Source organism: Candidatus Cloacimonadaceae bacterium, from assembly GCA_030693415.1.
GTDB lineage: Bacteria > Cloacimonadota > Cloacimonadia > Cloacimonadales > Cloacimonadaceae > JAUYAR01.
In genome coordinates this window covers 1-25,124 of record JAUYAR010000156.1, presented here as the reverse complement: position 1 = coordinate 25,124, position 25,124 = coordinate 1, and the positions used below count along the sequence as shown (strand labels likewise).

The following is a 25,124-nucleotide window of genomic DNA, read 5'->3' as shown; positions in this document are numbered from 1 at the left end:
AGAATTGAGAATTGAGAATTGAGAATTGAGAATTGAGAATTGAGAATTGAGAATTGAGAATTGAGAATTGAGAATTGAGAATTGAGAATTGAGAATTGAGAATTGAGAATTGAGAATTGAGAATTGAATTTCATTCCGTCATTCCACCGCCCCTTTTCTCGCAGCATCGGCATGCTGCGCCACACCCATTAGCCAGGCTTTTAGCGTTTCTAACCGGTGTGGCACGGGGTGTTCAAGGATGTAATCGTCCACGGTTTTGATGCGTTTTAGCTCATCTGGAGAGAGCATGTCTGCTTGAATAAGGATGTGGAGTGTGTCGCACCTGTCGCTGGTGATACTCGGCGCATACACCTGTAGATCGTCATCATCTTTATTTTTTATGATGCGCACGGCGTCTTCATACATGTCGATTGTGAAGAGTTCTTCCAGTTCGGCAAGGGCTTGGTCGATATCTTCCTGTTTCATGAGTTCCTCTAATTTAAGCGTTTTTGTAATATGAGCAAAGACAAAGTGTTTATACTCTGAATTCCCATCCAGAATAGCCTTGATGTCCTTTGCTTTGTTTTTGAAATAGCTTTTTATGACAGCTTCCTGCAAATCAAATACGGCAAAATACCAAGCTCCGGATTTTGATTTTGGAGCGGGCTGCATGGCATATAAGATAAGCTGATTGCCTTCATCCCGCAAACAGAAGATGGTGGTGGGAGCGTCCAGGAGGGCAAAGGCAGCAGCGGCGTAGTTATTGGCAGAGGAAAATGGAGTACTGAAGTGGTTTTTATGTTTGGCGAAATGATTTTCCAGTTCGCCTTTTTTCCATGTGCCGGATTGAGCTTTGGCGATAATTTCGGGAAGGTGTTTGGGCTCGAGTTCATAGTTCTGGAGGCGGTCTTTGAGCACGGTTGGATAGACGGGATGGTCCTGCGGAAGCCGGTCAAAGCCTTGATATTCTTTATCATAGAGATAGGGGACGATGCGGGTGCGGCAGTTGTAGTGATATGGCGGCAGACTGGGGATAATCTCGCCGGTGGAAACGCCTTTGAAATGCCCGGCATTCTGCCACCAGTCTTCCGATCGGACGAGGTCATGCTGATTTGGTATTTCTTTTTGGAGCGCAGGAATGCGAAAGATGCGCCCATTCATCTGCTGACACTGCGGCGTGGTGCGGCTGTCAATGATGGCACGCACCTGCACGGCGCCGGTGCCCCGGTCAGCATATTCGCGGAGGTGAAAGAGGTTGAGGCTCTTCTGATAAAGCGTTTCGGCAAGGGAAAGCTGCTGATGCTCCGGAAGCTTTTTGGCGGGAGCATAAGCCCGGCGCGCCAGAGCAAGGATTTCGGCGTATTCAGCGCTGTTTTGATTCAGCGAATGCTCAGCGCCAAAGAACTTCTCCAGCTCGGCGGAGATACTCTGATCGGAAAGCTGATCGCCGTGCAGCAAACGCAGCAACAGGCGGTTCAAGCGGTCAATGTTAGCGGCTTTGGCGATCTTTTGGAGGTTGCGGAAGCGGAGTATCTGCTTTAGGCTCATCGAGGGTCTCCTTAGTGGTAAATTCATAATAACAGCATTGGCAAACGCGGTAACGGATTGCGTGGGTGGGGTTATTCAGCTTGATGGTGCGCACCACAAAGCTATGATGCAGACAGATAGGACATTGCATTAGTTCTCCTTATAGCGTAGCTTCTGGCAAAGCCCGGGATGGAGCGCCGACCGGGAGGTCGGCGCTCCTTGCCTGCGGGGACGCAGGCATTCCATGGGCAGGCATTCCGGGGGGGAGGCGGTGCTCCTTGCCTGCGGGGACGCAGGCATTCCATGGGCAGGCATTCCATGGGGGAGGCGGTGCTCCTTGCCTGCGGGGACGCAGGCATTCCATGGGCGGGCATTCCGGGGGGAATGTGTCAAGAATTGCAGGCATCGTCGATCTTGGCGGTGTCGATCTTGGCGGTGTCGCTGGGTAGAGCGGCGCTGTCAAGTTGGCGGCGGACATTATTTTTGATGTTTTCCTGCGTCTCGTTAATTTTGTCCGCGGGCATGTGCAGCTTAGCCATTTGAAACGCGTAGTTATCGTAGATTTTGGAGATTTCCGCAGCCAGAGATTCATTCTGCTGCTCAAGCTGCTTTATTTGCAGCCTGGATTGTTCAACTATATTTTCCAAGCTTTTAGTATGGGCGTCGCTGCGAGTGCGCCCGGCTCTATGCTCTGCCAGGACGGCTTCAAGCCTTTGTCGCGATAATCTGATTCTCTCCTCTTTAGCCTCGAGCGCGGCGGCGAGATGCTTGCTGCCCTGCAACAGCTTAAAAACCCTATTATTTGCCCTGTTCAATTCTCCATTTGTTTGATCCAGCTCCTCGGCTACCCGACGCGTATCCGCAATGGCTTTTGCTAAAGCTGCCTGTTCGGATGCGCTTGTCTCCTGTGCAGTTTTTATTATATTCTTCAGGTTTTCAATGTATTTTTCGAGGATGGACATCTTGCTTTCATGTTGCAATGTAAGTTCAGTAGCGCTCTCAAGCCTGTGTTCAGCGGCGGAGGCTTCCCTTTGAGCCGCCTCTTTTAGGCTGGTCACGGTGTTGAGATACCACCTCTCTGCGTATAGCATATCTTCCTTGTGCTGCTTGCTTTTGTAGCTTGCAATGAAGATATAGATAAACTCCAGAATTGCGACGAAGAACAGGATGAATACAATCATGGTAATCTCCTTTTTATGGTAGGTTTGGGGTGAGGTCTTCGATATACGGCTCGATGCTGATGTTGTCGGTCACCTTGAATTCACAGGCGACCTTCGCAAGCTCGATGTCCGAGAGCGTCTTGAGCATCTCTTTGTTGGGGTCTTCCTTCACGATGATGTATTCCGTCATGGCGAGCGCTTTGAGCGCTTTGAGACAGACTGATTTGCTGATGATGCGCACGGCTTTAGACACGCGGCAACTGATGCTGCCATAGCTGAAATCCTTGCTGCGGTTTTCAGCGAACTCGTCCTTGTGCTCGATCACGTATTTTTCGATGTCTGAGGTGATGGCGTCAATATCGGCAATGACGGCAGCCGTCTGCGCCTGATATTTGGCGGTGATGGCGTTGACCTCTTCAGTGATGCGGTTTTCCAGTTCGCGCTTGCACACGGTGCGCTCGCCAAGGGTTTTCAGGGCGAGATTGACGTCTTCCCAGATGATTAGCTTCGCATGATCGGAATCATGCGCTACGAGTGATTGTGCTTGTTTTTTTGGCATTTTAGGGCTCCTTTATGTTTGATAGGTGTGAAATGATGGCACATAGTTCGGACAGGGTTTGGATGCCGAAAACGATGACCAGGGAGTAGCCGGTGGCGCGGCATTCCGCCTCTGCGATGGGGCTGCCGACCGGGAGGTCGGCAGGCCTTGCCTGCGGGGACGCAGGCATTCCAGACGCAGGCATTCTGAGGGGAGGAGGGTTTTTCCTCTTTCCGATAAAACCTTTGCCATTGCAAAACAGGCAGCGGTTGGTTTGAGGGTCACGGGTGATGAATTCATAGATTTTGGTGTCTTCTGTGATGGTGCCCTTGCCATTGCAGACAGGGCAGAGCTTCATGGACTTGTTAGGTGTTGCGTTCATGGTTTACCTCTTTTTATTGGGGGCTTGTTGACGGGGAATCCGCAGGATTGGAATCCTGCGCTACGCGTGCGTATTTTTTCAGCATGGCGATGATGGCGCGTTTTTCGCTGTCATAGAGTGCGTTCCAGTGGCTTGCGGAGCAATGCTTCAGCATCCATAGGCGCAGCCGGTAAAAATCCCAGCCGGCATCCTTCATCAGGCTCCACATGTATCGCCCTTGGTCGTCGAGTGTGCCGATGCCGTGATATGTTTGGGCGGGGTCTTGCTGCCCCCTGAGAATCCGGAGCAGGTCGCCTAACTCGCAGAGAGACAGCTTGCGCAGGCTGGAACCAAAGCCCCAGGTCTGCATCAGGTCGTGCAGCGTGTTATAATCCCAGCCGCGCTGCCTGATGGAGACCGCCATCACGGTGGAGCGCATGATTTTGAGACGTTTATCCGCAGGTTTGCTGCGGGGCTTAGCGGGCTTGGAAACCTTCGCATGATTGGAATCATGCGCCTCAGTGGTCGGTTTAGCTTTCATGATCTATTCCTCCTTGACAAAATTGCGGGACACTCCCATTATGGGGAAAAGCAACAAAAACCATAACAAGGAGCGTCCCATGAAACATTTAAAATACTGCCCAATGGCACAGCAAGACGCCTGCTTACACAGCAAATGCGCATTTTTTGACGACGATGAAAAGCTGTGCATCATTCTTCTTGGCTACTACAACAATCTTGCGACATCGATTTTAGTAATGCCCTCTCTGCCACACCTCGAGCTATTTGACGGGAGTGCCGGCGCTGCCGCGAACGCAGCTTCTTTAGTTCAATTAGAAGCGCTTGCTGCGCCGATTGTACGGCTGCTTCGGACAATTGACAGGTTTCTGGCTTTTGAGTCACTGCCGAAGTGTTTCCGGAAGAAGTTACTAAAAGTGAAACAGGACATTCACGATGCTGTTCAGAGTGATGTTTTTTCATGATTTTTTACTCCTTATCATGGAAAAGAAATGTGGTATTTTTGCCTCGTTAAAGCTCTCCGAGATTTTGCGGTAACGACGGTATTTTATAGCTTGCAGGTTCGGCAGGATTTCCACACAACCAAGGTGGTGCAGCGTCAGCAGATAGCGCGTCAGGGTGCGGTATGCCATACCTGTGGAGATGCCAAGCGCTGAGGCGCTGACCAGCGCACCAGGCGTCATCTGCTCCAGAATCAGCCGCAATTTACCGGCATCCGGTGTGAAATCATACTGCTTCTGCGCCAGAAAATTTAGCGGCGGGCGGGGACAATAGAGCGCATCAAGCGGCGCAGCAGAACTGTCTAACAGCCGGATGCCATTATCGGCAACAGCCCGCCTCAGCAACCTCGCAGCTCTGCGCTGCGAGATACCCGTGGCGCCAATGAAATCCCCCACGGTGAAGGGTCCGCGGTGCACACTCAGAAAACGCGTTAGCGCGTCCATCACTCAGCTCCCGTAACTGCTGTGAAAAGCGATTTTGTCCGCGGCTCGGCAAGTTCCACGCGCAGCAGACGCTTGGCGTCCGCCTCGTCCAAATGGCTCTGACCGTGGGCGCCCGCCAGCTCTTCGTAATGCCTGATGTATTTGATCACCTTGCGCGCATCCCCCTTTGCCTGGCTGTGAATGCTGGTCAACAAATCCGCTGCCAAGCTCACCTCGCTCAGGTCCTTCACCAGCAGCTTCGTATCCGCATAGCTGAGCGGCTTGAACTCGCAGAAATAAACCACGCGGTTGTAGTAATGTGCATTCAGCTTCACGATCTTGCTGCGCAGGTCTTGCATGCCCACCAGAATCACGATGGCGGCACTGTTATCGACTATGTCACGCAGCATCCCCACAATGCCTTCATGCTTTTCGTGAACGATGTTATCGACCTCGTCAATGAACAGCAGCGGCAGGTGGTTGGGCATAGTGTTTTCGTTTAGGATGTCGAGGCAGCGATAAAATAAGGCGCTGCGCGTGCCCGATCCCCCGCCGGTTTCGCGCGGATGATAGCGCTGCAGCAGCAGCTTGGTCACCTCGGCGATGAATGACTTTGCCGTATCAGCCTTTTTCGCCGAGAGATAGATGTAGTGCCCGCTGAGCGCCGCCCGCTGGCTGAACTGCGTTTTGCCCAGTCCCGGCGCACCGTAAATCATCCCCAGACCCGGCTGATGCGCCACCGGACGATTCAATAGATAATCCAGCGCCCGACACGCGGATTTGATGTTCTCCGTTTCGCTCAAGTGTACTCTCATATCTTCTCCTTATTTAGTGGATTCCAACCCCAGCCTTTTATATATCTCCCTAATCGCTTCGTCCGCGGATTCGACTTCTCCGTCAGGTGTAACCGGCGGGACAACAAGCAAAGCAGCCGGCGCCACCGCCGGCGTCACGCCGGATTGTTGCGTGAGCTGCAAACGCCTGCCGCTCTGGATCATCGTTTGCAGCAGATCATCGCTCTGGAAGGAAAGCTGTTTATGCGCTTCCGTGGCTTTTTTCAGGCGTTTCATAATCCCCCGCGTCTGCTTGATCCTACCCGTCAGCTCCATCGCCTTCAGCCCGCCATCCTCGCGCATGGTAGCCAGCGGATCGCTCAGCTCCCGCGCCTCCGCCCGGCAGATCAGGAATCCATCACTGCGAAAAACATAGACAAACCGGTCGTCCATCTGCTCATAGCGGACGCTAACCTGTTGCCCCACATAATCCACCATTGCCTCATCCCAATACTTGATCCCATTGACTTTGACACCGTTATGATCCAGCTTTTTGACCTCAGTGGAAAGCATCAGCCAATAGAACTCGGCTGCGCTCTTGCGCTGCTCCGCGGGAATCTCCGCCAAGCCCTCCGTGAATACCTCCATCGGACGCCGTCCGCCGATTCCGCGGTGCGGCTCCTGACCATAGACCTCAAGTATCCATTCCTCGATCAAAAGCTTCGCCTCGATTACCGTCAGCGCGCTACCCGCCTCGATGCGCTGTAAAAACTTCTCGTTCCGGCTCATCCGCGCCGGTTTGTTTGCCACGCTGTTGCCGCTATACTGCGGGCATAGGCTCTCAATGCCATTGTCTAATATCCCATGCCAACGCTCCAATATCGCCTTGCTGGTGGAGTTGTAAGGGATGCCAAAGCTCACCTTTTTCACGCCGCAGCGGTAGAGCGCTCCGCTGATCTGCAGCTCGGCGATGCGCTCATCTTCCTCTAGCTCGTCCAGCTCCGCCTTGCTCAACCTTTTGCTGATATCCTTGCTGCGATAGCCTAAGCCATTGTCAAGCTTCACGTAACAAGGGCAGTATTGAGCCGACATCAAGCCATTCTTGAAGCTGCTGCCGATCACGCGCTTGTTCTCCGTGAAATCCAGATCAAAACCCACCGGCATGCGCGGCGCCACATCAAACCAGCTAACCAGCACCGGACGCTCCGCCTTACCCGTCAGCGGATTCAGCACCGGGAAATTCAGCCGGTGCCCGTCGGACATCCACAGCTCTCCCTGCTTCACTAAGCTCCAATCAAGCTCTTCCATCGGAAGCAAATGCTCCCGCACATATTTCTCACCATACCTATTCAGCGCGTAAATCGCATGATTGGTGGTCTTCCAGGCGGCAAAGGCTCGCGTCAAAGTACGGTCACTGGTCAGCATATCTCTCCCCTGACGCCGATTCCAGTAATGCAGCAGACGCAGTCCGCTCTGCACCTTGCGGTCACTGCTGCTCATCATATAACCCGTGAGGAAGCTAAGATCATCCTCCAAAACCAGATGACCCCGCTGCCGCGGATAATTGACCGCCAACCGCAGGTGATCCTTGCCATCGTATTTTTGCAGCCACTGATACACCGTGCTGCTACTTAAATCTCCCTTCAGCGCAGATAAGCGCCGATGCGTCAGCCCATTGCGATATAGCGCCAAGACCTGCGTAATCGCCTGACGGCGGCTGAACCTGCCCGCGCCCTGCACTCGCAGCACATCATCACAGAGCAGCGCCTTCAACACCGCTAAGCTCTCCGCCTGACGCGATGGAAAACGGCTTTTGCGGGCAATGGCGGGCACGGGAAGGTTCGCCTGCACACAGATCAGCGCCGGATTTGCTCGCTTATCCGCTGCGCAGAAGTCCAATCCTGCGGAATTCTTTTCCTCCGCAGCATTGGAATGCTGCGCTACACCAGCTTTGGCGACCGGTGCGGGATTCGAACCCGCAACCTCGGCGGTGAAAGCGCCGTGACTTGCCAATTCGTCTAACCGGTCTCTCTCCCCTGTTTCAACTGTTAAGTATTCCTTAACAGTTGCCCTTTCTTCTCTCTGCTCTGGAATGCCTGCGTCCCCGCAGGCAAGGTGTGCCGGTGTCCTCACCGGCTTATCCGTTGTCGCTTCTGGTTGGTGGTTGTCAGTGGTTGCAGTGGTTGCAGTGGTTGCATCGGTTGCATCGAGTATAACCATCCACTTACCTTTTGGCTGTTTTGGATCATCCTGATGAACCGCGGGGATTTTCCCTGCTTTGATGGCTTTCATTACAGCTTGTCTGCTTATCCCCTTCCGATCCGCATACTCTTGCACTGATAAATACTCCTTTACCGTGTATTTCATCATCTCACCTCATAACTTGACAAAAAACGGGACGCCCCAGCCCTTATTCAATGGGAGATATCAGAGCGATTCTCAAATAGCTCAAAGGCGACTACTGCGTCTATCGAAAATAGGAGGTTCTTGCACCTGGTATCGGTGATCTTGCCTGCCTTGCAGGACGTCTGCACGCTGCTTTCATACTGCAAAAGCAGATATTTAAGACCCGCGGTAGCTACCTCTATCTGATCGCATAGAGCCTCGCGGGCGGGATGAGAATCACTGGCAAGGCACAGCAGCCAGGCATAGCGAACTGCCTCGTCTGGGGCTTTGCTCTCGAAGGTGCTCAGCAACCTGGCATCGCGTTCCTGGACAAAGGCGTCGTGCTCTTTTTGAGCCTCAGCCAGTAGCTGGATGAGCTCTGCGGCGGTGGCTTTTAGACGGGCTTGAAGTGTCATGATAAACCTCTAAGTTCCTTTATTTGTTTGCTTTGATTGAAATAATTAGTGATCTGCTCTCGCCGAGCCGCCGCATTCCGATATCCCAACAGAATCTGAACTATGTAATCATAGTTCATCCCCAAGTGCCGCGCTAACTCCCGCCGCGTCATCCGCCGCCGCGTCAGCTCCAGCCTGATCTCATCCGCCGTCATAATCTTTTCGCTTGACATTTTAACCTCGCTTATTTACTTTGACACAATGTCTGAGCACAAGATATACCATGCGGTATAAATGTCAAGAAAAATAAACACCATTTGTCATAATTAGGATGTGAGTATTGAGCATAGGCTTGAGAATCAAGGACTTGCGTGAGCAAAAAAAGTTGAATCAGGCGAAGTTTGCATTGCTTCTTAATACTTCCCAAGCAGCAATATCGCGGTACGAAAAGGATGAACGATCTCCTGACAGTGCTTTCTTGACTCAAGTTGCTAATGTTTTTAGCGTTAGCATTACATGGCTCCTCACCGGCACTGGTTCCATGTTCCAGGAGCTTCATCCCCTCTCTATCTCACCGCTTTCCGGCAAAACCATCCGCCTTCCCATCGTTGCTGAGATCGCCGCCGGTTCCCCAGTGGAAGTGGAACTGGATGAGCCGCTTGGCTTCATCGAAATCCCCCGTTCCCTGCTCTCCTATCCTCCGCCTTACCTTGTTTTCCGGGTGGCTGGCAGCTCAATGGAACCGCAAATCCTCTCCGGTGATCTGGTCATCTGCTCCCGTGATTGGCGCGGCATCCAAATCAACAATCGCATCATGGCTTTCCGCACTCCCGACGGCATTACGCTCAAAAAGCTCGTCCTCGTTCCCAAACAAAAAACCGCCTGGCTCATGCCCATCAATCACGATTTTACCCCCGTCCCTTACACCAAAGACTCCGATGACCTCACTATGATAGGCATCCTCGACACCCTCATCCGAAAATATAATACCGCTCCCCGCTGCCCAGATTAACCTACATACATCTACATCCCTATCAATGGACGATTGTATCAGCTAAGTCACGAGAAAATATAATAATACAGGTTTGTCCAGTTTTCCTTGTCCAAAATCGTCCAGTTTTCCTTGTCATTTTTTCCAGTTTTCCTTGTCACGCGACAACAGTCTCCATTCCTGAGTCGCCGAAAATAACGAGATTTTTCTTGACAGCAAATCCATACACATAAAAATGAGCGTCAATAGCGTGTATCACTTATTGTCATTCAGTTTTTGGAATGAGGTAGGTATGAGAATCAAATAAGTTCAGATAGGATGAATCCGGGAGGATCAGATGAAAAGAGCTTGGTTTTTCGCAGTTACATTGTTGCTTTTTAATTTTACAAGCTTATGCGGGCAAGTCTCGCTGGGCTTCAATCCAACAAGTCTTATGTTTGATCAGGTTCTTGTGGGGCAGAGCCAAGTTTTGCCCCTCAACATGACAGCTTACGGCGATCCAACGGAGGTAGTCATTATCACCGACATCAGTTTCTCCGGAAGCCAATACTTCAGCATTGAAACAGCGCTCGCCACACCGTTTCCAATGTGGGGAAACGACTCAATTACTATGAGCGTTATATTCCGCCCTGGCTCTGTGGGTGATCATTCCGGATGGCTGATCGTCACAGACGATACTCGCTACCAACATCATATCTATCTGGAGGGCTACGGAGCGGCTCCGCCACTTGCCGTCTATCCCGCCAGCTATGATTTTGGCACCACGATCCAGCCCAGCGAGACAGGCTCGGTCTTTGTGGACTGTTATAGGGACCCTGGTTCTACAGTCGGCGCGTATTTGATCTCCGCCGTGCTCAGCGGGGATAGTAGCTTCGCCCTTTCGCCAAATATGACAAACGCGATCGGGATGCCGGTGGCGACCTTGCCCTATTATATACATGACGCGGACGTGCTCATCTTTGAAGTGATCTTCTCACCGACCAATTACCTAACCCAGAACGCGGTTCTCACCCTCACGGACGAGTATTCAAATACCTATACCACGACGCTCGTCGCATACGAAGGTGCGGTCGGTGGCGATTTTGCTTGGATCGTTGTTACACCCAACCCTCTTCCGTTGACGGTTCTATTTGGCGGTCAAGCCATTGCCGGCTTCCAGGTAAACAACAACGGGAATATCCCGCTTTATTATGACATCGATCCGGCATCGATCCCGACCTACTATAGTATTACGCCGGTAAACGGTATCGTAGCTGCAGGACAAAGTATTACTCATACCCTGGTTGCCAATGCAGCGGGTTTGGATGCGGGATTTTACAGTAACAATATTGTTATAAACAACAATGATGCCACCCAACCAGTCTATCTCTACAACATAAACATGATAGTTTCGCCTCCTCTGTTTACGGTGGATTTCATTGCCAATCCTCTCATCGGGCACGCACCGTTGAACGTGATGTTTTTGGATCAATCAACCACAGATCCCAATATGACCTCGACGCATATCACCGGCTGGCGCTGGGACTTCAACAACGACGGCATCATCGACAGCTATCTGCAAAACCCTCTATACACATACGCCCAACCGGGCATCTATACCGTGAAACTGACCGTGATCACCAACAATGGTCAATATGCCAGCGAAACCAAGCAAAACTTTATCACGGCAACCAACCAGGCGCCGATCATTCACAATCCGCTGAACGAGATCTCAAATATGTTTGAAGACATCCCCTGGGGTCCTTCATTGCTATCCGATTACTTCAGCGACCCGGACTTAGACCCGCTGACCTATAGTACTCAAAACAGCCCGCACATCAGCGTATTTATCAACCAGCATATTTCTTTCACACTCTATTCGGCACAGGATTGGTTTGGCACGGAAACCATCGTGATCATCGCCACCGATCCTTTTGGTGCGAGCGTGAGCATGACGGTCACAATAACCGTTCTGCCGGTGAACGACGCGCCTGTTTTGAACGTTCCGGCTGATTTTCACTTCATCCGCAATTCTACTTTCGTGGTGGATTTTGCCCCCTACATCAATGATCCGGACAACCCCCACGCGGAACTCTCGATAATGATAGAACGAATAATTGGGCAGGGAAATATCCTATATGCCTACAGACCTATCAACGTGCCGAATGTTTTAGGACAGTTCTCGGTCGCCTTCACTTCTCCGATGCAAATACCCATGGTTGAGACTTTCCGCATCAGCGTCAATGACAACATGGGGCGGCTCATTTCCCAGGCGCAATTCCGCATGAATCTGCTCGATCACTTTGAAGTTCAATTTAGCGCGACCGGCACGACGACAGCCATAATCGCCTTTGCCGGACAGACGATCAATTTCAAAGACGATACCCTCGGTAATCCCGATTGGTGGAGCTGGGAATTCATCAAACTGGGAGTCGTGGTCGCCACATCCACCGTCAAGAATCCAAGCATGACCCTGAACGAGTCCGGAGCTTACACCGTGCGCCTGCACTTGGGCAATGACGAAGCCAACGAGCAAGCCTTTCACCAGATATTCAACATGTTCAACCTTCAGGGAACCGCCGTGCTGCCGGGATTTATACCACTGACTTGGAATCCGCCTGGTTCACCCTATAACATCTATGACCCCATTACCATCAGCCTCGACCAAACCATTGAAATTCAGAACAACGTGGTGGTCAATATCTTCACCGGCAGCCCCCTCACGATCATGGGAACGCTCAACGCGTTTGGCGTGAGATTCCAACCCCAGTCTGCCGGCGGGCGCTGGCATGGCTTTCGTTTCCAGGGAGGAGGGCGTCCCATTGCCAGCCAATTTACAAACTGCGACATCGTCGATGCTCTTGAACCGTTTGTGATCGAGGACAGCAGTCCCTTGCTGCAATCCATTAACATCGCGGTAACGGACACGACTGAGATCATTCAGGGCACGGCAATCAAGCTCTCCGGAAACTCCGCTCCGGAAATCGATGATCTGGATATCGCCAACTACCGCATCGGCATCGATATCGAGCCTTCCGATAATGATCGCACCACCCCAGTTTTGACCAATATCCGCGTGCGCAACAGCACAGATACCAGCCGAACCGATCCCACCGGCAGCATCGGTTTCTGGATCAAAGGCGACGTCGAGATCGAGGATGCTGAAATCGAAAACTTCGGCACCGGCATCTTATTCGAAGGCACGGAAACAAACCGTACCAGCACTCCGACCCTGACCAACATCCGCGTGCGCAACAGCACGGACACCAGCCGCAGCGCGACTTACGGCATCATTATCAGAGGAGACATCGTCCCCAGCATGGAAGAAGTGACGATCGAAGAAACGAACTTTGGCATCAAAATGACCGGAGGAAACAACCCTCCCAGAACCACACCGGAACTGACCAATATCCGCGTTCGCAACAGCACGGACACCAGTCGCAGTGCCAATTCGGGCGTGATTTTGGAAAATATGCCTTCCGTGCAGATCGATAATATGGAGGTTGATGGATTCAGCCCCGGCATCGTCATCAGATCAGACACGCGCACCCTTTCCACACCGGTACTCACAAATATCCGTGTGCGCAACAGCACAGATACCAGCCGCACTGAAGACGTGGGGCTCTTGATCAATGGAGCAGTCGCCCTTTCGCTCATCGGCGCCGAGATCGACGATTTCCATTATGGTATCAAATATCAGGCAGCGCCACTGCGGGCAACGTCCACTCCCGTATTGACCAATATCCGCGTGCGTAATAGCACAGACACCAGCCGCCAGTCATCGATCGGAATCCAACTAATAGATTTGAGCCGCGTGATTATGCACAACGACAGCATCGTGGGCTACAACGTCGGCTTGCAGATCACCACCGGAGGGATGCGCGAGCTTTCAACCCCCGTATTGACCAACATCCGGGTGCGCAACAGCACAGACACCAGCCGCACAAGCAACGTGGGCATCTTCCTCGGTGCCGGAGTAGGCGGTTTCCTTGAGGGAGCGGATGTCTCCAAAGCCAGGATCGGCATCTTGATTGCAGACGGAAACAGGACCATGCTCAAGCCAAACGTGATCCGCAATTGCGAGGTCGGCATCCGCGCTGCGGGAATCCTGCCCCTGGCTATCCGTCGGCAGTTGATCGTGCTGGACTTATGGTTTGCGCTCGAGAATCCGCTGTGGAATTTCAGTGGTATGGAGCTGAACATGCCCGGTCCCTGGTTAATCGAAAACAACACTATCCAGGGCTATCCGAAAGGCTTAAAAGCCAATCAGGCGGGTATCATCTTCCGCAACAACATTGCCTGGGACTGGTCTCCGATCCAAATACCCTTTGAACTCGTGAATTCCGTTTTGACCGTGAGCCATAGCGACATCGCTTTTGCCCAGGGAGTCTTCCCCGGTGTAGGCAACCTGCGTGTGGATCCTCAATATGCAGACGTGCTGGTAGGGGACTATCGCCTGAGCTATAACAGCCCCCTGATCGATGCCGGATCACCATTGGTGCCGCGCGACGCGGATGGATCGATCAGCGATATCGGTGCCTTCACCTATCTGCACCGCGCCGGCATGGTATCCAGCCACCGCTTTATCCAGACCGGCAATACGGTCAATTTCACCAACACCTCCATCGGTCATGATCATCCCGTCACGCTGATCCAGTGGGATCTGGGCAACGATGAGATCATCGATGGAATCACCCGTGACTGGTCGTATCAGTTCAACACTCCCGGCGTCTATGCCCTCCGCCTGAAGATGATCACCGGAAATCTCGTGGACGAACGCATATACCTCGCCGCTGTAGTGGTTCAAGAGCACTTGTTGCAGCCTCCACAAAACCTGCGTATCGAGCGCCAGGGAAATCATCTTCTGTTAGATTGGGATGCCGTGGAATTTACTCAGGAGCAGCAACCCATCGCGGTGGAATACTACATCGTCTATTCTTCGCCCACACCGGATGGATACTTTGATTACGTGGCATTCACGCAAAACTATGCCACTTCTTTCATGCACAATTACGGCGCAAGCCAAGACCGAGGTTTCTACATCATTCTCGGTTTCGCGGGCACGCGCACCGCGCTGAATTCCTTCATTGAGGCAAACCCACGCTACCACGTCCCGGGAGATAACGAAGGTGGCGGACCCAGGCGGAAAAAATAAACAGAGCCCACACTCCGCGGTTGGTTCTCAGCGTCCTTGCGGCAAAGAGCTCTCTGCCCTTGTGCAGAAAGCTTTTTGCCGGTATTATCTTTCTTGATATCTCGGGGTTTACCCGCATCACGGAGTTCGCCAGCGCCGGCGGTCACTATGGCGTCGAGCTTGTGACCCAGGTGCTGAACCGGCACTTTGAAAGCGTCAGCGCGATCGTCAAACCCCACGGCGGTGAGATCTGCAAATTTGGCGGCGATGCCTGTCTCATCCTCTTTCCATGCAAGGCTTCAGCGGAAATGCCGGATCTTTATGAGATACGTGATCTTCTGTTAGCTGCCTGTGCAAGGTCTGATGCCTATTTCAACCGTAAATTCGGCATCAATTTCAACGTCCATGGCGCTCTCGCCGCTGGAGAGATCGATCTGAACATCGTCGGCAAACCGGAACACCACTTGGATTATTACCTCAGTTCGGATGCCATTCGAAGCGTCTATGACCTCGCCGAACATGCCTTGCCCGGAGAAATTCTGGGAAACTATGACGCACAAGCCGTCCATAGCTACCAAAGCCATTGCCTCAGTTTCACCCCCAAAACCTCAGCCAAGGCGGATCGCTTTCTGCCCCAAAGCGTTAAGCTCAAGCTCCAACAGGACAGATCCCCCGCCGAATTGCGCAACGCCGCGGTAATCTTTATCAAGCTCACTTCAAAAAAAAACGCGGATCTAGACTACGCGGACTATCATGACTTCTACACAAAGGCACAAAACATCGTCTATAACCACATGGGCGTGATCAACAAGATCGATTTCACGGACAAGGGTTATATCATGCTGGCGCTTTTCGGTGTGCCATTCGTATTTGCAAACGACATCGAACGCGCTTTCAACGCCGCGCGCCGCATCTTGCTGATCTCTTCGGAGAGTGTCGATGTGCAGATCGGGATCACCTACAGCAACATCTATTGCGGCATCATCGGCTCTCCCAAGCGTTGGGAATATGGCATCATCGGCAATGCCGTCAATATCTCCGCGCGGCTGATGAGCTTTGCACAATCCGGCGACATCTGTCTCTCAAGAGAGATGCTCCCCAAGCTGGAAGGCATGTTTGAGACGGAGTTTGTCGCCACCACAAGCGTGAAAGGTATCTCCGAACCGCTGGATATCTTTCGTCTGGTAAAGGAACTGCCCCAGCGCTGGGCTCAATATCGCAATCACTATCAGGATTGCGAGCTGATGGTGGCAAAAAACCAATTCGAAGATTTGAAGCGGAATCTTGCCGGAACTCAAGCCCATTTTTGCCAGATCACCGGCTATGGAGGAAGCGGTAAAAGCCTGATTATATGGAAGGTCTGCGAGAGTCTGATGCAGTTGAATGCAACCTTTGAGCTTGTCTGCGCCGATCTCCACGCCCAAAACTTGCGGTTGGAATTCTTTTTCAACGCCCTGCGCTTGCATCTCGGCATCGAGTATTTCAAGCGCCAGTTCGATCAGATCATTCAATGGTGCTCCATCAGAGGGATCAATTTTGACCCCAAGCTTTTGCACCGCAATCTCTTTGCCCAGCAGGCACAGAGCAGGCAGGAAGCGGAATTGGTCTCCTCCATCCTCTACGACATCGTGGCGCTCATTTATGATCCCTACTCCGCGCTGGTGATCGACAATTTTGACCGTTTCGATCCCGAAAGCAGATTCCTCATCATCCGCCTGATCAAGAAGTTTCTTCACGACGGCAAAAGCGTGGTCATCACGGCAAATGAAATTCTGACGGAGATCTCCGGATTCCCCCAAAGCGGCATCGCTCTGAACGCATACACCCTTGCTCAAAGCAGGGAGTTTATCCTGGCGCGCATTCCAAATATCACCCATAAAGCCGCAATCGAGCTGCATCGCATCAGTAGCGGCAATCCACGCTTTCTTTTTGAACTGGTACAGCATCTGAGACGCGTCTTCACCGCCGGATGCGACCTCATCACCGAACAGATCATCGAGGAAATGCGTCACCGCGGTCAAATCCCAGACAGCCTGGAAAACCTCTTTATCAGCGATTTTGAAAGACTGGACGCCGCTTCGAAGGCTCTGATCAAATATGCCAGCATCTATGGACGTCCATTCACTCCCACAGAGATCATTCGCATCTTCAACGTGCCGGACAAGGATTCCTTTTCCACCGCACTGGAAAAGCTCTGCGGGATGAATATCCTGCGGGTGGAAAACAGTTTCACTGAGCCGCTCTATGCCTTTTCGAATCCCCTGATGCTGGAAAGCATCTATCGCACCATCCTGCTTAGCGAAAAGATCGATCTGCACATCAAAATCGCCCGCTATTATGAACCGCTCCACACCGCAGACGACAATCTGATGGCAGGCATCATCGCCCATCACTATACAGGCGCCTGCGACAAAGCAAAGATCGGGCTCTGGTGTGGAAGGCTGGCAGAACGCTATTATCAATCCGGCTCATACGAACTCAGCCTGCGCTACTATGAAACCGTGGCGGAAAACGCTATGAACCCTGCCGTGAAAACTGATGCCAAACTCAGCGCCGCAGGGATCATGCTTGAACTTGCCGCCAATGAAGGTGCCAAAATAATCCTCGACCAATATGAATCCCTCTTGGACAAGCCGGGCATCCGGCGCGACCGTTGGATCCGTCTCATGGCAAGATATCTGATCAATACCGGAAAAAACATTGAGCTACGCGAATTCCTCGAAAAACAGCTAAAATCCGTTCTGGACGAAGACTTTCAGATCCTCATCCGCATCGATTACATCGAATCCCTGCTCTATACCACCGAGATCACTCTCTTTGCCGGTGAAGCTCTCCCGCTCTACGCACGCCTCAAAGAGGAAAAACGCGACCCCCAACGCAACGTGCTTAGCGGCATCATCGCCGCTTTTTACAGCAATCAGGGAGACTACCTGGAAGCCGGTAAATACTACAAGGACAAGCTTTTGCTTTCACGCCGCATCAAAGACCTCATCGGTACCAGGATCGCGCTTTCAGGGCTCGGAACTTCATTTTCACGTCGCGGCGACAAGGATAAAGCCCTCAAATTTTACCGCGCTTCTTTGGAAACCGCGGAATTAAACGGCGACCGAAACGGCTATTCCAAAGCCCTGCTCAACATCGGTGTCATCCACCGCAACCAGATGGAATATGAAAGCGCTCTCGAGTGCTATCAAAAAAGCCTCATCATTGCCCGCCACATCGGCAACCGCCTGCAGGAATCCATCATCATCTACGATATCGGCGAGCTTTTGGATTATCTTGGAAAACAGGATGAAGCCCTGCCCCGCTTCTTTGAATCCCTCGAAATCGCCAAACAGATCTCGGACTTCAGCGGTATGTCCTTTTGCTATGACGCCATCGGAGACATGTATTTCAAACGCGGGGACTATCCCCTCGCGCTGGAAACCTACCAAAGCAACCTCCGCATGCAATACAAAATGAACGACCGAGAGGGCATGGCGCATAGCTTTGGCAATCTCGGCAACCTCTGGAAAATGTCTGGTAGATTTTCCCATGCCAAAAAGTGCTATCACACTCAAATCGAGATCCTCAGCGTTGTCGGAGATCTCGATGGCTGCGGCAGAGCATGGTTCAATCTTGCCATGCTTGACGTCGAAGAACAGGACCTCCACGCTGCCAAAACCAAGCTGGAAAAAGCCCGCGAACTCTTTCAATCCTGCAACTCCCTGCATTACCTGATGATCGTCGATGAGCAGCTTGAGAAACTGGTTTAAATATAGCAAAGGATTTTCAAACATAGAAGATAAGAAAAGCAGGGGAGAGACCAGAGACTTTGGATGTAGCGCAGCATGCCGATGCTGCGGAAACGAAAATCCACACATAGTGTTGAAAGACTTTGATAGAATGATGAGGGCGATCAGGAATTGCAACAACGCAAATTCAGCTTGACCGGAAATGGGTATCAGGCAAACTTGCGCCAATGATAAAATCAGGAGAAAACCATGGCTACAAAAGAGCTCGACCGGATCTTACAACTTAAGATCACCCTGCTTGGCTCAAAACCGCCGATCTGGAGACGAATTCAGATTCCCGCGAACATCAGTTTCCACCAACTGCACAACTACATCCAGTTTGCGATGGGCTGGGAAAATTGTCACCTCTATGGGTTCAGGGTTATGCCCACCGGCAAGAAGGCGGTTGAAACCTCATATTATGGCAATGTCGGCATACTGATCGATGACGAATCGGTTAAAAGCCCAAAATCAGCCAAAGTAGCGGATTATTTGACGCTTGCGAAACAGGAAATCCTTTATTGCTATGACTTTGGCGATGATTGGATGCACAAGATCGTCTTAGAGGAAATCCTTGCCCCTGCGAGCGGGAAAAAATATCCCCTCTGCCTCGATGGCAAACGTGCCTGCCCGCCGGAAGACTGCGGTGGGGTCTATGCTTATCAGGAAGCACTGGAAGCGATCTCCGATCCTGAACATCCGGATTATGAAGATGTCATTGAGTGGTTTGACGAGGACTTTGATCCGGAAGACTTTGATCCGAAAGATGTGGTTTTTTCCGAACTGAGAATGAGGTAAATCACCTTTTCTGCCGAATCTGTTCAGCAGCCTGCCCATTTGGTCTGCCTATCCCCAGATCAGGGCTTTCGTAAACAAGCGGTAAATGCCCCCGTTTACCAAAGCCCGCGGAGCTTTATTCTTTGCCGCCGGATGATGAATATAACCAAGAAAATGAGCGGACGCAATAATTAACTTGACACGATTTGAACCCTCCTGACCATGTGCAACCTAGTCATGTAACCAAAAAATAGGGAGGATCTTATGAAAACGACGCTGTTACTGCTGTCGCTAAGCCTGTTTGTAGTCCTTGCTTTTGCCGAGCCTATGATTCCCGGCAATGTGTACAAGGCAGTCGAAACTCCGCAAGGATATCGCGTTCCTCAAACCCGTAATGTTCCAGAATACGTATTCTCAAGGCTTCCGACATCACTCATCACCAGCTACTACGATTACATGATCGGCAGCTACAACGGCTTACCGATCAGGACAATCCCCCAATCCGAAGGCGGCGGCTATTTCCTGACCTACACCGGAAGACGCCAGGCGACTTCCACCCGTCGAACGTTCTATGCCAATCTCGATGCACAGGGCAACGTCATCAACAACAACGAGATCACCAGCATGCAAAACCATGAGGGTTTTTCCACCCTTGCCGTGGATCCCGTTTCCGGGAAACCGATGTATGCCTGGCACGCCAACGCCGATGCCGATGCCCCATTTGAGGTGCAATTCACTTCCGATGCTTTCATCTCCGGTATCGCAGGTCTTTTTAACGATATCCAGATCATTATCAACAATCCTGTCTCGATCACCGCTCCCGGCGGCACCACCACTACAAACAACGAATTCATCTGGCCCACCGCCGTGATCGGTCCTTCGCCGATCGCCAACAAACGAAGAGTCTATGTGGCGGCGAGAAACTTTACCTCAAACACCAGCGCACCTTGCGAAAACCTCTATATCGCCTATGCCGATTTCAACGGAAACGATATTGAAGATGGTGTTGCTCTCACGTGGAGCCACACGAGCATCCCTGAAATGAATAACTGGAATGTGGATTTGGTCAATTGGCGGCGTCCTTTTCACGCTATCGCAGTGGACAATGCCGGAAATCTATTTTATGCCGGCTACCATTCTGCTCAGAGCGCTGGCGGCGCCAACCTCAACGAAGCGGATATGGATGTGTTCAAATGCACAAACTATGGACAGGGAACCTGGAGCCGGGTCAGCTCTTTCAGTAATCTACCTTCTTGGAATCCACCGGCAAGCCCTGGTGGGACGACGGGTTTCTTCACCAACGCCAACGGCATACCTTATGCGGACAATCAACTGTCCTGGAAAATCGTGAATTCCAGCCATCTGAATGCCGTGGTCGATAATATCGGCAGGGTTCACGTTCCTGCGATTTGGGGGCTTACCACCAGCGACGGGACATACTATCCCGCGATGCAGTTCGTCAAGGAATTTGTCTATGACCCAGCCTTGCAGCAATATGAGGTGAGGGAGATCTGGCCAAAAAATGATATCGCCAATCAGCATTCGCAGTATTATCAACCTTGGGATGTCGAAGCGCCCTGGGGCGTGGTGGACGAATACCTGCAATCCGGCGGAAACTATTCTCCGGCAATGGTGAACGACTGGCCCTTCCCGCATTGGGATGCCAGCGCACACACTGATGACATGATGTTCCACTATAACAACATCAAAATGTCCGAGCCAAACGCGCAAGGGATGATGGTATGCGTGTGGCAGAATTCGCAGCGGGCGCGGATGTTTAACCATTTTGCCGACACCAACTTTTCCGCCTTTTCAAACACTCCTGAAATCTATATCTCCGTGTCTCCGAATAATGGAGTCACCTGGTTTGACCCCATCGTGCTCAACAACGTGGAAACCCCGCAGCTTGCCGGAATCAAACCGATGTGGGTCTATCCAGCGGACAAAGTTATATATACCGGAATGCAGGGAAACAATCCGGTCGGGAAGATCGGGATCATGTTCTATAATGACTTCACTTGGGGTGCGAATTCCATCTCCCCACCCTATCACCCGACTGCAACAGGTGGCCAAGTCATGTTTATGGAATTGCAGATCGTCTTTGCGCAGGGAGTGCCAAATCAAATTGTGGCAATGCCCTCATTCAATCCCCCCGCGGGAACCTATCAAACCGCTCAAAATGTGTCTATCGCATGCATTACTCCCGGTGCCCAAATCCGATATACAACCAATGGATCAGAACCTACGGAAACATCCGCGCTCTACACAAACCCAATTTTTGTGGGATCGACGACCACCATCAAAGCCAAAGGCTATCACGTTGATCTGATGCCCAGCAACATCGCCACAGCAGTTTACACGATCACCGGAACTGTGGCTACGCCGGTCTTCAGCCATCCCGGGGGAACATATAATTTTCCTCTGAATGTGGTATTGACCTGTGCAACCCCCGGAGCCGTGATACGTTTTACTACCAACGGGACTGAGCCTACGACGACATCCACGGCCTATATGAATCCGATTGCGGTGGCAACCACCACCACCATCAAAGCCAAGGGATTTTTAGCGGGATGGATTCCAAGCACCACCGCCACGGTACTTTACACGATCACCGGAACTGTGGCGATGCCGGTCTTCAATCCTCCCGCGGGGACCTATACATCACCTCAGAATGTGGTATTAACCTGTGCAACCCCCGGAGCCTTGATACATCTTACATACGACGGCACCGAGCCCACGGAAACATCCACTATTTACAACAGTCCAATCATTGTGGCATCGACCGTCATCATCAAAGCCAAAGGATTTGCAGCGGGATGGATTCCAAGCACCACCGCCACGGCACTTTATACCATCACCGGAACCGTTGCCATGCCTTTGTTCAGCCCTCCCGGCGGAACATATAACGCCCCGCAAAATGTGACAATCACCAGTGGCACTGCCGGTGCACAGATTCGCTATACCACAGACGGGAGCGATCCCACCGATACCTCAAATCTATATTCCGAACCCGTCTATGTGAATGTGACCACCACCATTAAAGCCCGTGCATATCTTAGCGATTGGGCGCCCAGCTACATCGCGATGGCAATTTATCAGATCGTGTCCTCCAATCCCGATGATGAACAGACTCCCGCATTCACCGGAATCCAGAGCGTCTATCCCAACCCCTTCAGCGCTTCGATCACGATCGCTCTTGGGGTGAAAGAATCCAATCAAGGCTACCGGCTCAGAATCTATAACCTGAGGGGAGAATGCGTCTATCAAGAGCGAGGGGTCAAGAGCGGATTGTTTGATATTGCCTGGAACGGCACTGATATGAAAGACAAACGCCTTCCGTCAGGAGTTTATCTGCTGATCTTCGAATCCGGAAAACACCGCCACACGCGCAAAGTGGTGATGTTGTAATACGGTTTTTATCGTAATCTCAGTCGCCTCGAGTGTTTCCACTGTTCATCACTCGAGGCGACTGTCGTTACGATATAGCTACTTCTGAAGCACTGCCTTGGCAGTGGAGATAGCCGTTCCTGCTTGCATGCGGATCAGGTAGATGCCTGTAGGGCAGGTCTTTCCAGACATATCTTTCCCATCCCATGAAACGGAATAGTTTCCGACCCCGCGGAATTCGGTATCGATCTTTCTGATCAATTGACCACGGGCGTTGAAGATTGAAAATTGCGCAGTGGAGGGTTTTCCCAGACTGTATAAGACTGTTGTCAAAGGATTGAAGGGATTGGGGAAAATCCTTTGAATACCCGTGAGCACGGGAATCTCCGGGATTTCGTTGTTATCTGGCGTATGGATCGTTTGTGAGATCGGGCCATAGTATTCGTTCGTGCCGTTTAGTTCAATGCTTTGCAGCCAGTAATACCACAAACCGGGCTCAGTTTCCCTGTCTTCAAAGGAGTATGAGGCACCTGCCGGACTATTTGTCGCACCAATCATTGTGCTGACGGCGGAAGCTTCGCTGAGCGCACTTGAGGCGCTGCGCATGATGAAAAAGCCACTCAGGCTCGTCTCGGACTGGGTGACCCACCGCAGGATGACGTTGTTTTGCGGGTTTAGGGTTGCCGTGAAAGAACTCAGCACCACGGGCAGGGTTTCATTGTCTTCTCTGCCGATCGTCCAGATTGCTTTACTGATCGAATCTTCCACATAGACAGTCAACCAGCGCGGACTGACACTCACGTCGTAAAACCCCATGTGTTCCTGGATGCCCTGATACGCCGCCGGCACCCATCCTTGCCCTACCCAATCTGTGTTCACATCCTCAACGTCAGACCAATAGAAGGTGATCGATTTGTAGCCGTTGTAGGTTCCGCTGAGATTCCAGCTTTTATTGATCCTTTGTGGAAACAAGGTGGGATATGAAACCGAAGCTGCCAAGCCGGTGATTTGTTCCCCGGAGGGCTCGATCCGGATACACTGGACATTCGGTGAGTAATATCCGTCCGGAGAGATCGTCCCGGTGTAAAAACCGCTCAACAAGGAGAATATATTGGTCACGTTCGCAGGATTGCTAAGCAAGACGCCCGCAGGGTTGTCGACAGTCAAATCATACACCGTCGCCGGCATGCCGTCCCCGGTTGTTTGCGGAACAGATCCCACGTAGAAATAACTGGCACCACTATTGTAGGTGCGGGTTCCTGTCACGCGGACCGCACCGGCATTGGCGCTTTGGGTGATGCCATTGGGATCGTGGATATAGAGGCTGCCGCCATAGCTGAGGGTGAATGACCCGGTACCGGTGAGGGGTTGATTTAATATCTCCAAGCTGGCGGCATTTTTTACTGTATAGGATATCTGGTTCGAGATAGTGCCGCCGGTTTTATTGAAGACGATACCGGCACCTTGGAAGACCCAGGCGCAGCCGGTTGCCGTGCCGGTCTCCGTCAAGGTTCCACCGCTCATGACGAATGAATTGTGAAGATCGGCAGTGATCGAGGCAGTGCCGCTATTCATGTCTACTGTTCCGCCGGTTTGCTCATAGGCATAGATGTTTTTGGTGCTATTGGTAACATTGCTCCAGACCCAGGCGCCGGTGCCGGTGCTGACTACTTTCAGCAAACCGGTGAAGGCGCGGAAATTGGCGCTGAGCGTGTTCAATTGCGCGGTTTGACTCGGACAATTCCAGGTCATATTAAATAAGGTCTGGTTTCTGTTTCCTGGAAGGGTGTTTGTCAAGCCCAGGAGATTCAAGGTGGAATATGGACGCTAGGATGCCAATGGAATGTTTCCGCCATTGCGCTCATAATCGCAATTGCCGTGAATCCATAGAGTGGTGGCGCTTCCGGTCACTGCGCCTGTGGATGCGAGCGTCAAAGTTCCAAAGACTTCAACGTCTGGTGTAAGGGGACCGTTAAAAGCGGTCAGAGTTCCGGAATTGACTCTCAAAGTGGCTCCGACTACCACAACCGCCTGATCGATCGATACATTCGTCGTGGCTATAACGGTATGTCCGTTTCGGATGGTGATGATGTTTGAACTATTTGTCGGACGCACCGACGGTGGTACCCAAGCCGATCCATTCCAATATTCCCAGGTGGTCAGAGCATCCCAATTTCCGCTAACTACAGAGCGGTAATCGTTCAATACCTGAGCCGCCAAACCAAAACAAGCAACTAACATTACTATAATCAACACTGCTACTCTCATCATATCCTCCTATAATGAAATAATTTACAAAAACGCTATCGCATTTATAATTACAATCTAAAGTCATAATGATTTTTGTCAAGTAGAAAGAAATCTATTTTTTGTAGATTTTTTTGAGACTGTTCAAAAACCATCACCATTCTACGCTGCTTTACCAGAGCACTTGGAGAATAAGTGGTCTAAGTGCTTCCATTTCACATTTTCTTGACAGATTTGGGAGATGTTCAGATTGGCAATCAGCGATTGCTCATGCAT

18 protein-coding genes and 1 tRNA gene are annotated in these 25,124 nt (G+C 51.6%); 6 read left to right on the top strand and 13 right to left on the bottom strand.

Annotated features, from left to right (window positions below):
• Window positions 1–138: 138 nt before the first annotated feature.
• The 5 genes from Q8M98_09935 to Q8M98_09915 form a co-directional block, all read right to left on the bottom strand.
• Window positions 139–1,527: a hypothetical protein gene (locus tag Q8M98_09935; GenBank protein ID MDP3115074.1), complete on the bottom strand. Its 1,389-nt coding sequence runs from the start codon at window positions 1,525–1,527 to the stop codon at window positions 139–141.
• Window positions 1,528–1,895: 368 nt separating this feature from the next.
• A complete protein-coding gene (locus Q8M98_09930) occupies window positions 1,896–2,687 on the bottom strand; it encodes a hypothetical protein (GenBank protein ID MDP3115073.1) in 792 nt (263 codons plus the stop codon).
• A gap of 13 nt (window positions 2,688–2,700) precedes the next feature.
• Window positions 2,701–3,225 (bottom strand): host-nuclease inhibitor Gam family protein, encoded by a 525-nt coding sequence (locus Q8M98_09925; protein ID MDP3115072.1) that lies wholly within the window; start codon window positions 3,223–3,225, stop codon window positions 2,701–2,703.
• Window position 3,226: 1 nt separating this feature from the next.
• Window positions 3,227–3,586, bottom strand: a complete 360-nt coding sequence (locus tag Q8M98_09920) for a hypothetical protein (GenBank protein ID MDP3115071.1) — start codon at window positions 3,584–3,586, stop codon at window positions 3,227–3,229.
• Between the two features lie 13 nt (window positions 3,587–3,599).
• Window positions 3,600–4,106, bottom strand: a complete 507-nt coding sequence (locus tag Q8M98_09915) for a hypothetical protein (protein ID MDP3115070.1) — start codon at window positions 4,104–4,106, stop codon at window positions 3,600–3,602.
• A gap of 79 nt (window positions 4,107–4,185) precedes the next feature.
• On the opposite strand from Q8M98_09915, the gene Q8M98_09910 reads away from it, so the two are divergent.
• Entirely contained in the window at window positions 4,186–4,548 is a 363-nt protein-coding gene (locus tag Q8M98_09910) for a hypothetical protein (GenBank protein MDP3115069.1), read from the top strand.
• On the opposite strand, the gene Q8M98_09905 is transcribed toward Q8M98_09910, so the two are convergent.
• The 6 genes from Q8M98_09905 to Q8M98_09880 all read right to left on the bottom strand — a co-directional run bounded on the left by Q8M98_09905 (window position 4,543) and on the right by Q8M98_09880 (window position 8,793).
• Complete coding sequence (locus tag Q8M98_09905) at window positions 4,543–5,028, bottom strand: hypothetical protein (GenBank protein ID MDP3115068.1); 486 nt, start codon at window positions 5,026–5,028, stop codon at window positions 4,543–4,545. The two genes, Q8M98_09910 and Q8M98_09905, sit on opposite strands and share 6 nt — an antisense overlap.
• Window positions 5,028–5,822 (bottom strand): ATP-binding protein, encoded by a 795-nt coding sequence (locus Q8M98_09900; GenBank protein MDP3115067.1) that lies wholly within the window; start codon window positions 5,820–5,822, stop codon window positions 5,028–5,030. Before Q8M98_09900 ends, Q8M98_09905 begins: the two co-directional genes overlap by 1 nt.
• Before the next feature lie 9 nt (window positions 5,823–5,831).
• Window positions 5,832–7,679, bottom strand: coding sequence for a Mu transposase C-terminal domain-containing protein (locus Q8M98_09895; protein MDP3115066.1), 1,848 nt, complete (start codon window positions 7,677–7,679; stop codon window positions 5,832–5,834).
• A gap of 53 nt (window positions 7,680–7,732) precedes the next feature.
• A tRNA-Glu gene (locus Q8M98_09890) sits at window positions 7,733–7,808 on the bottom strand.
• Between the two features lie 386 nt (window positions 7,809–8,194).
• A complete protein-coding gene (locus tag Q8M98_09885; protein ID MDP3115065.1) occupies window positions 8,195–8,581 on the bottom strand; it encodes a hypothetical protein in 387 nt (128 codons plus the stop codon).
• Window positions 8,578–8,793: a hypothetical protein gene (locus Q8M98_09880; protein MDP3115064.1), complete on the bottom strand. Its 216-nt coding sequence runs from the start codon at window positions 8,791–8,793 to the stop codon at window positions 8,578–8,580. The genes Q8M98_09885 and Q8M98_09880 overlap by 4 nt, the downstream gene beginning before the upstream one ends.
• 308 nt (window positions 8,794–9,101) lie before the next feature.
• Here Q8M98_09880 and Q8M98_09875 point away from each other — a divergent pair, with 308 nt between their 5' ends.
• The 5 genes from Q8M98_09875 to Q8M98_09855 all read left to right on the top strand — a co-directional run bounded on the left by Q8M98_09875 (window position 9,102) and on the right by Q8M98_09855 (window position 22,622).
• Window positions 9,102–9,572 (top strand): S24 family peptidase, encoded by a 471-nt coding sequence (locus Q8M98_09875; protein MDP3115063.1) that lies wholly within the window; start codon window positions 9,102–9,104, stop codon window positions 9,570–9,572.
• A 460-nt stretch (window positions 9,573–10,032) separates the two neighbouring features.
• On the top strand, window positions 10,033–14,685 hold the full coding sequence (locus Q8M98_09870) for a PKD domain-containing protein (protein MDP3115062.1): 4,653 nt from the start codon (window positions 10,033–10,035) through the stop codon (window positions 14,683–14,685).
• A gap of 59 nt (window positions 14,686–14,744) precedes the next feature.
• Entirely contained in the window at window positions 14,745–18,419 is a 3,675-nt protein-coding gene (locus Q8M98_09865; GenBank protein ID MDP3115061.1) for a tetratricopeptide repeat protein, read from the top strand.
• A gap of 228 nt (window positions 18,420–18,647) precedes the next feature.
• Complete coding sequence (locus Q8M98_09860) at window positions 18,648–19,235, top strand: plasmid pRiA4b ORF-3 family protein (GenBank protein MDP3115060.1); 588 nt, start codon at window positions 18,648–18,650, stop codon at window positions 19,233–19,235.
• 243 nt (window positions 19,236–19,478) lie between these two features.
• Entirely contained in the window at window positions 19,479–22,622 is a 3,144-nt protein-coding gene (locus tag Q8M98_09855; protein MDP3115059.1) for a chitobiase/beta-hexosaminidase C-terminal domain-containing protein, read from the top strand.
• Between the two features lie 78 nt (window positions 22,623–22,700).
• Here Q8M98_09855 and Q8M98_09850 read toward each other — a convergent pair whose 3' ends face one another.
• Together Q8M98_09850 and Q8M98_09845 are read right to left on the bottom strand one after the other, a co-directional pair.
• Window positions 22,701–24,353, bottom strand: coding sequence for a FlgD immunoglobulin-like domain containing protein (locus Q8M98_09850; GenBank protein ID MDP3115058.1), 1,653 nt, complete (start codon window positions 24,351–24,353; stop codon window positions 22,701–22,703).
• 75 nt (window positions 24,354–24,428) lie between these two features.
• A complete protein-coding gene (locus Q8M98_09845) occupies window positions 24,429–24,869 on the bottom strand; it encodes a hypothetical protein (GenBank protein MDP3115057.1) in 441 nt (146 codons plus the stop codon).
• Window positions 24,870–25,124 lie beyond the last annotated feature (255 nt).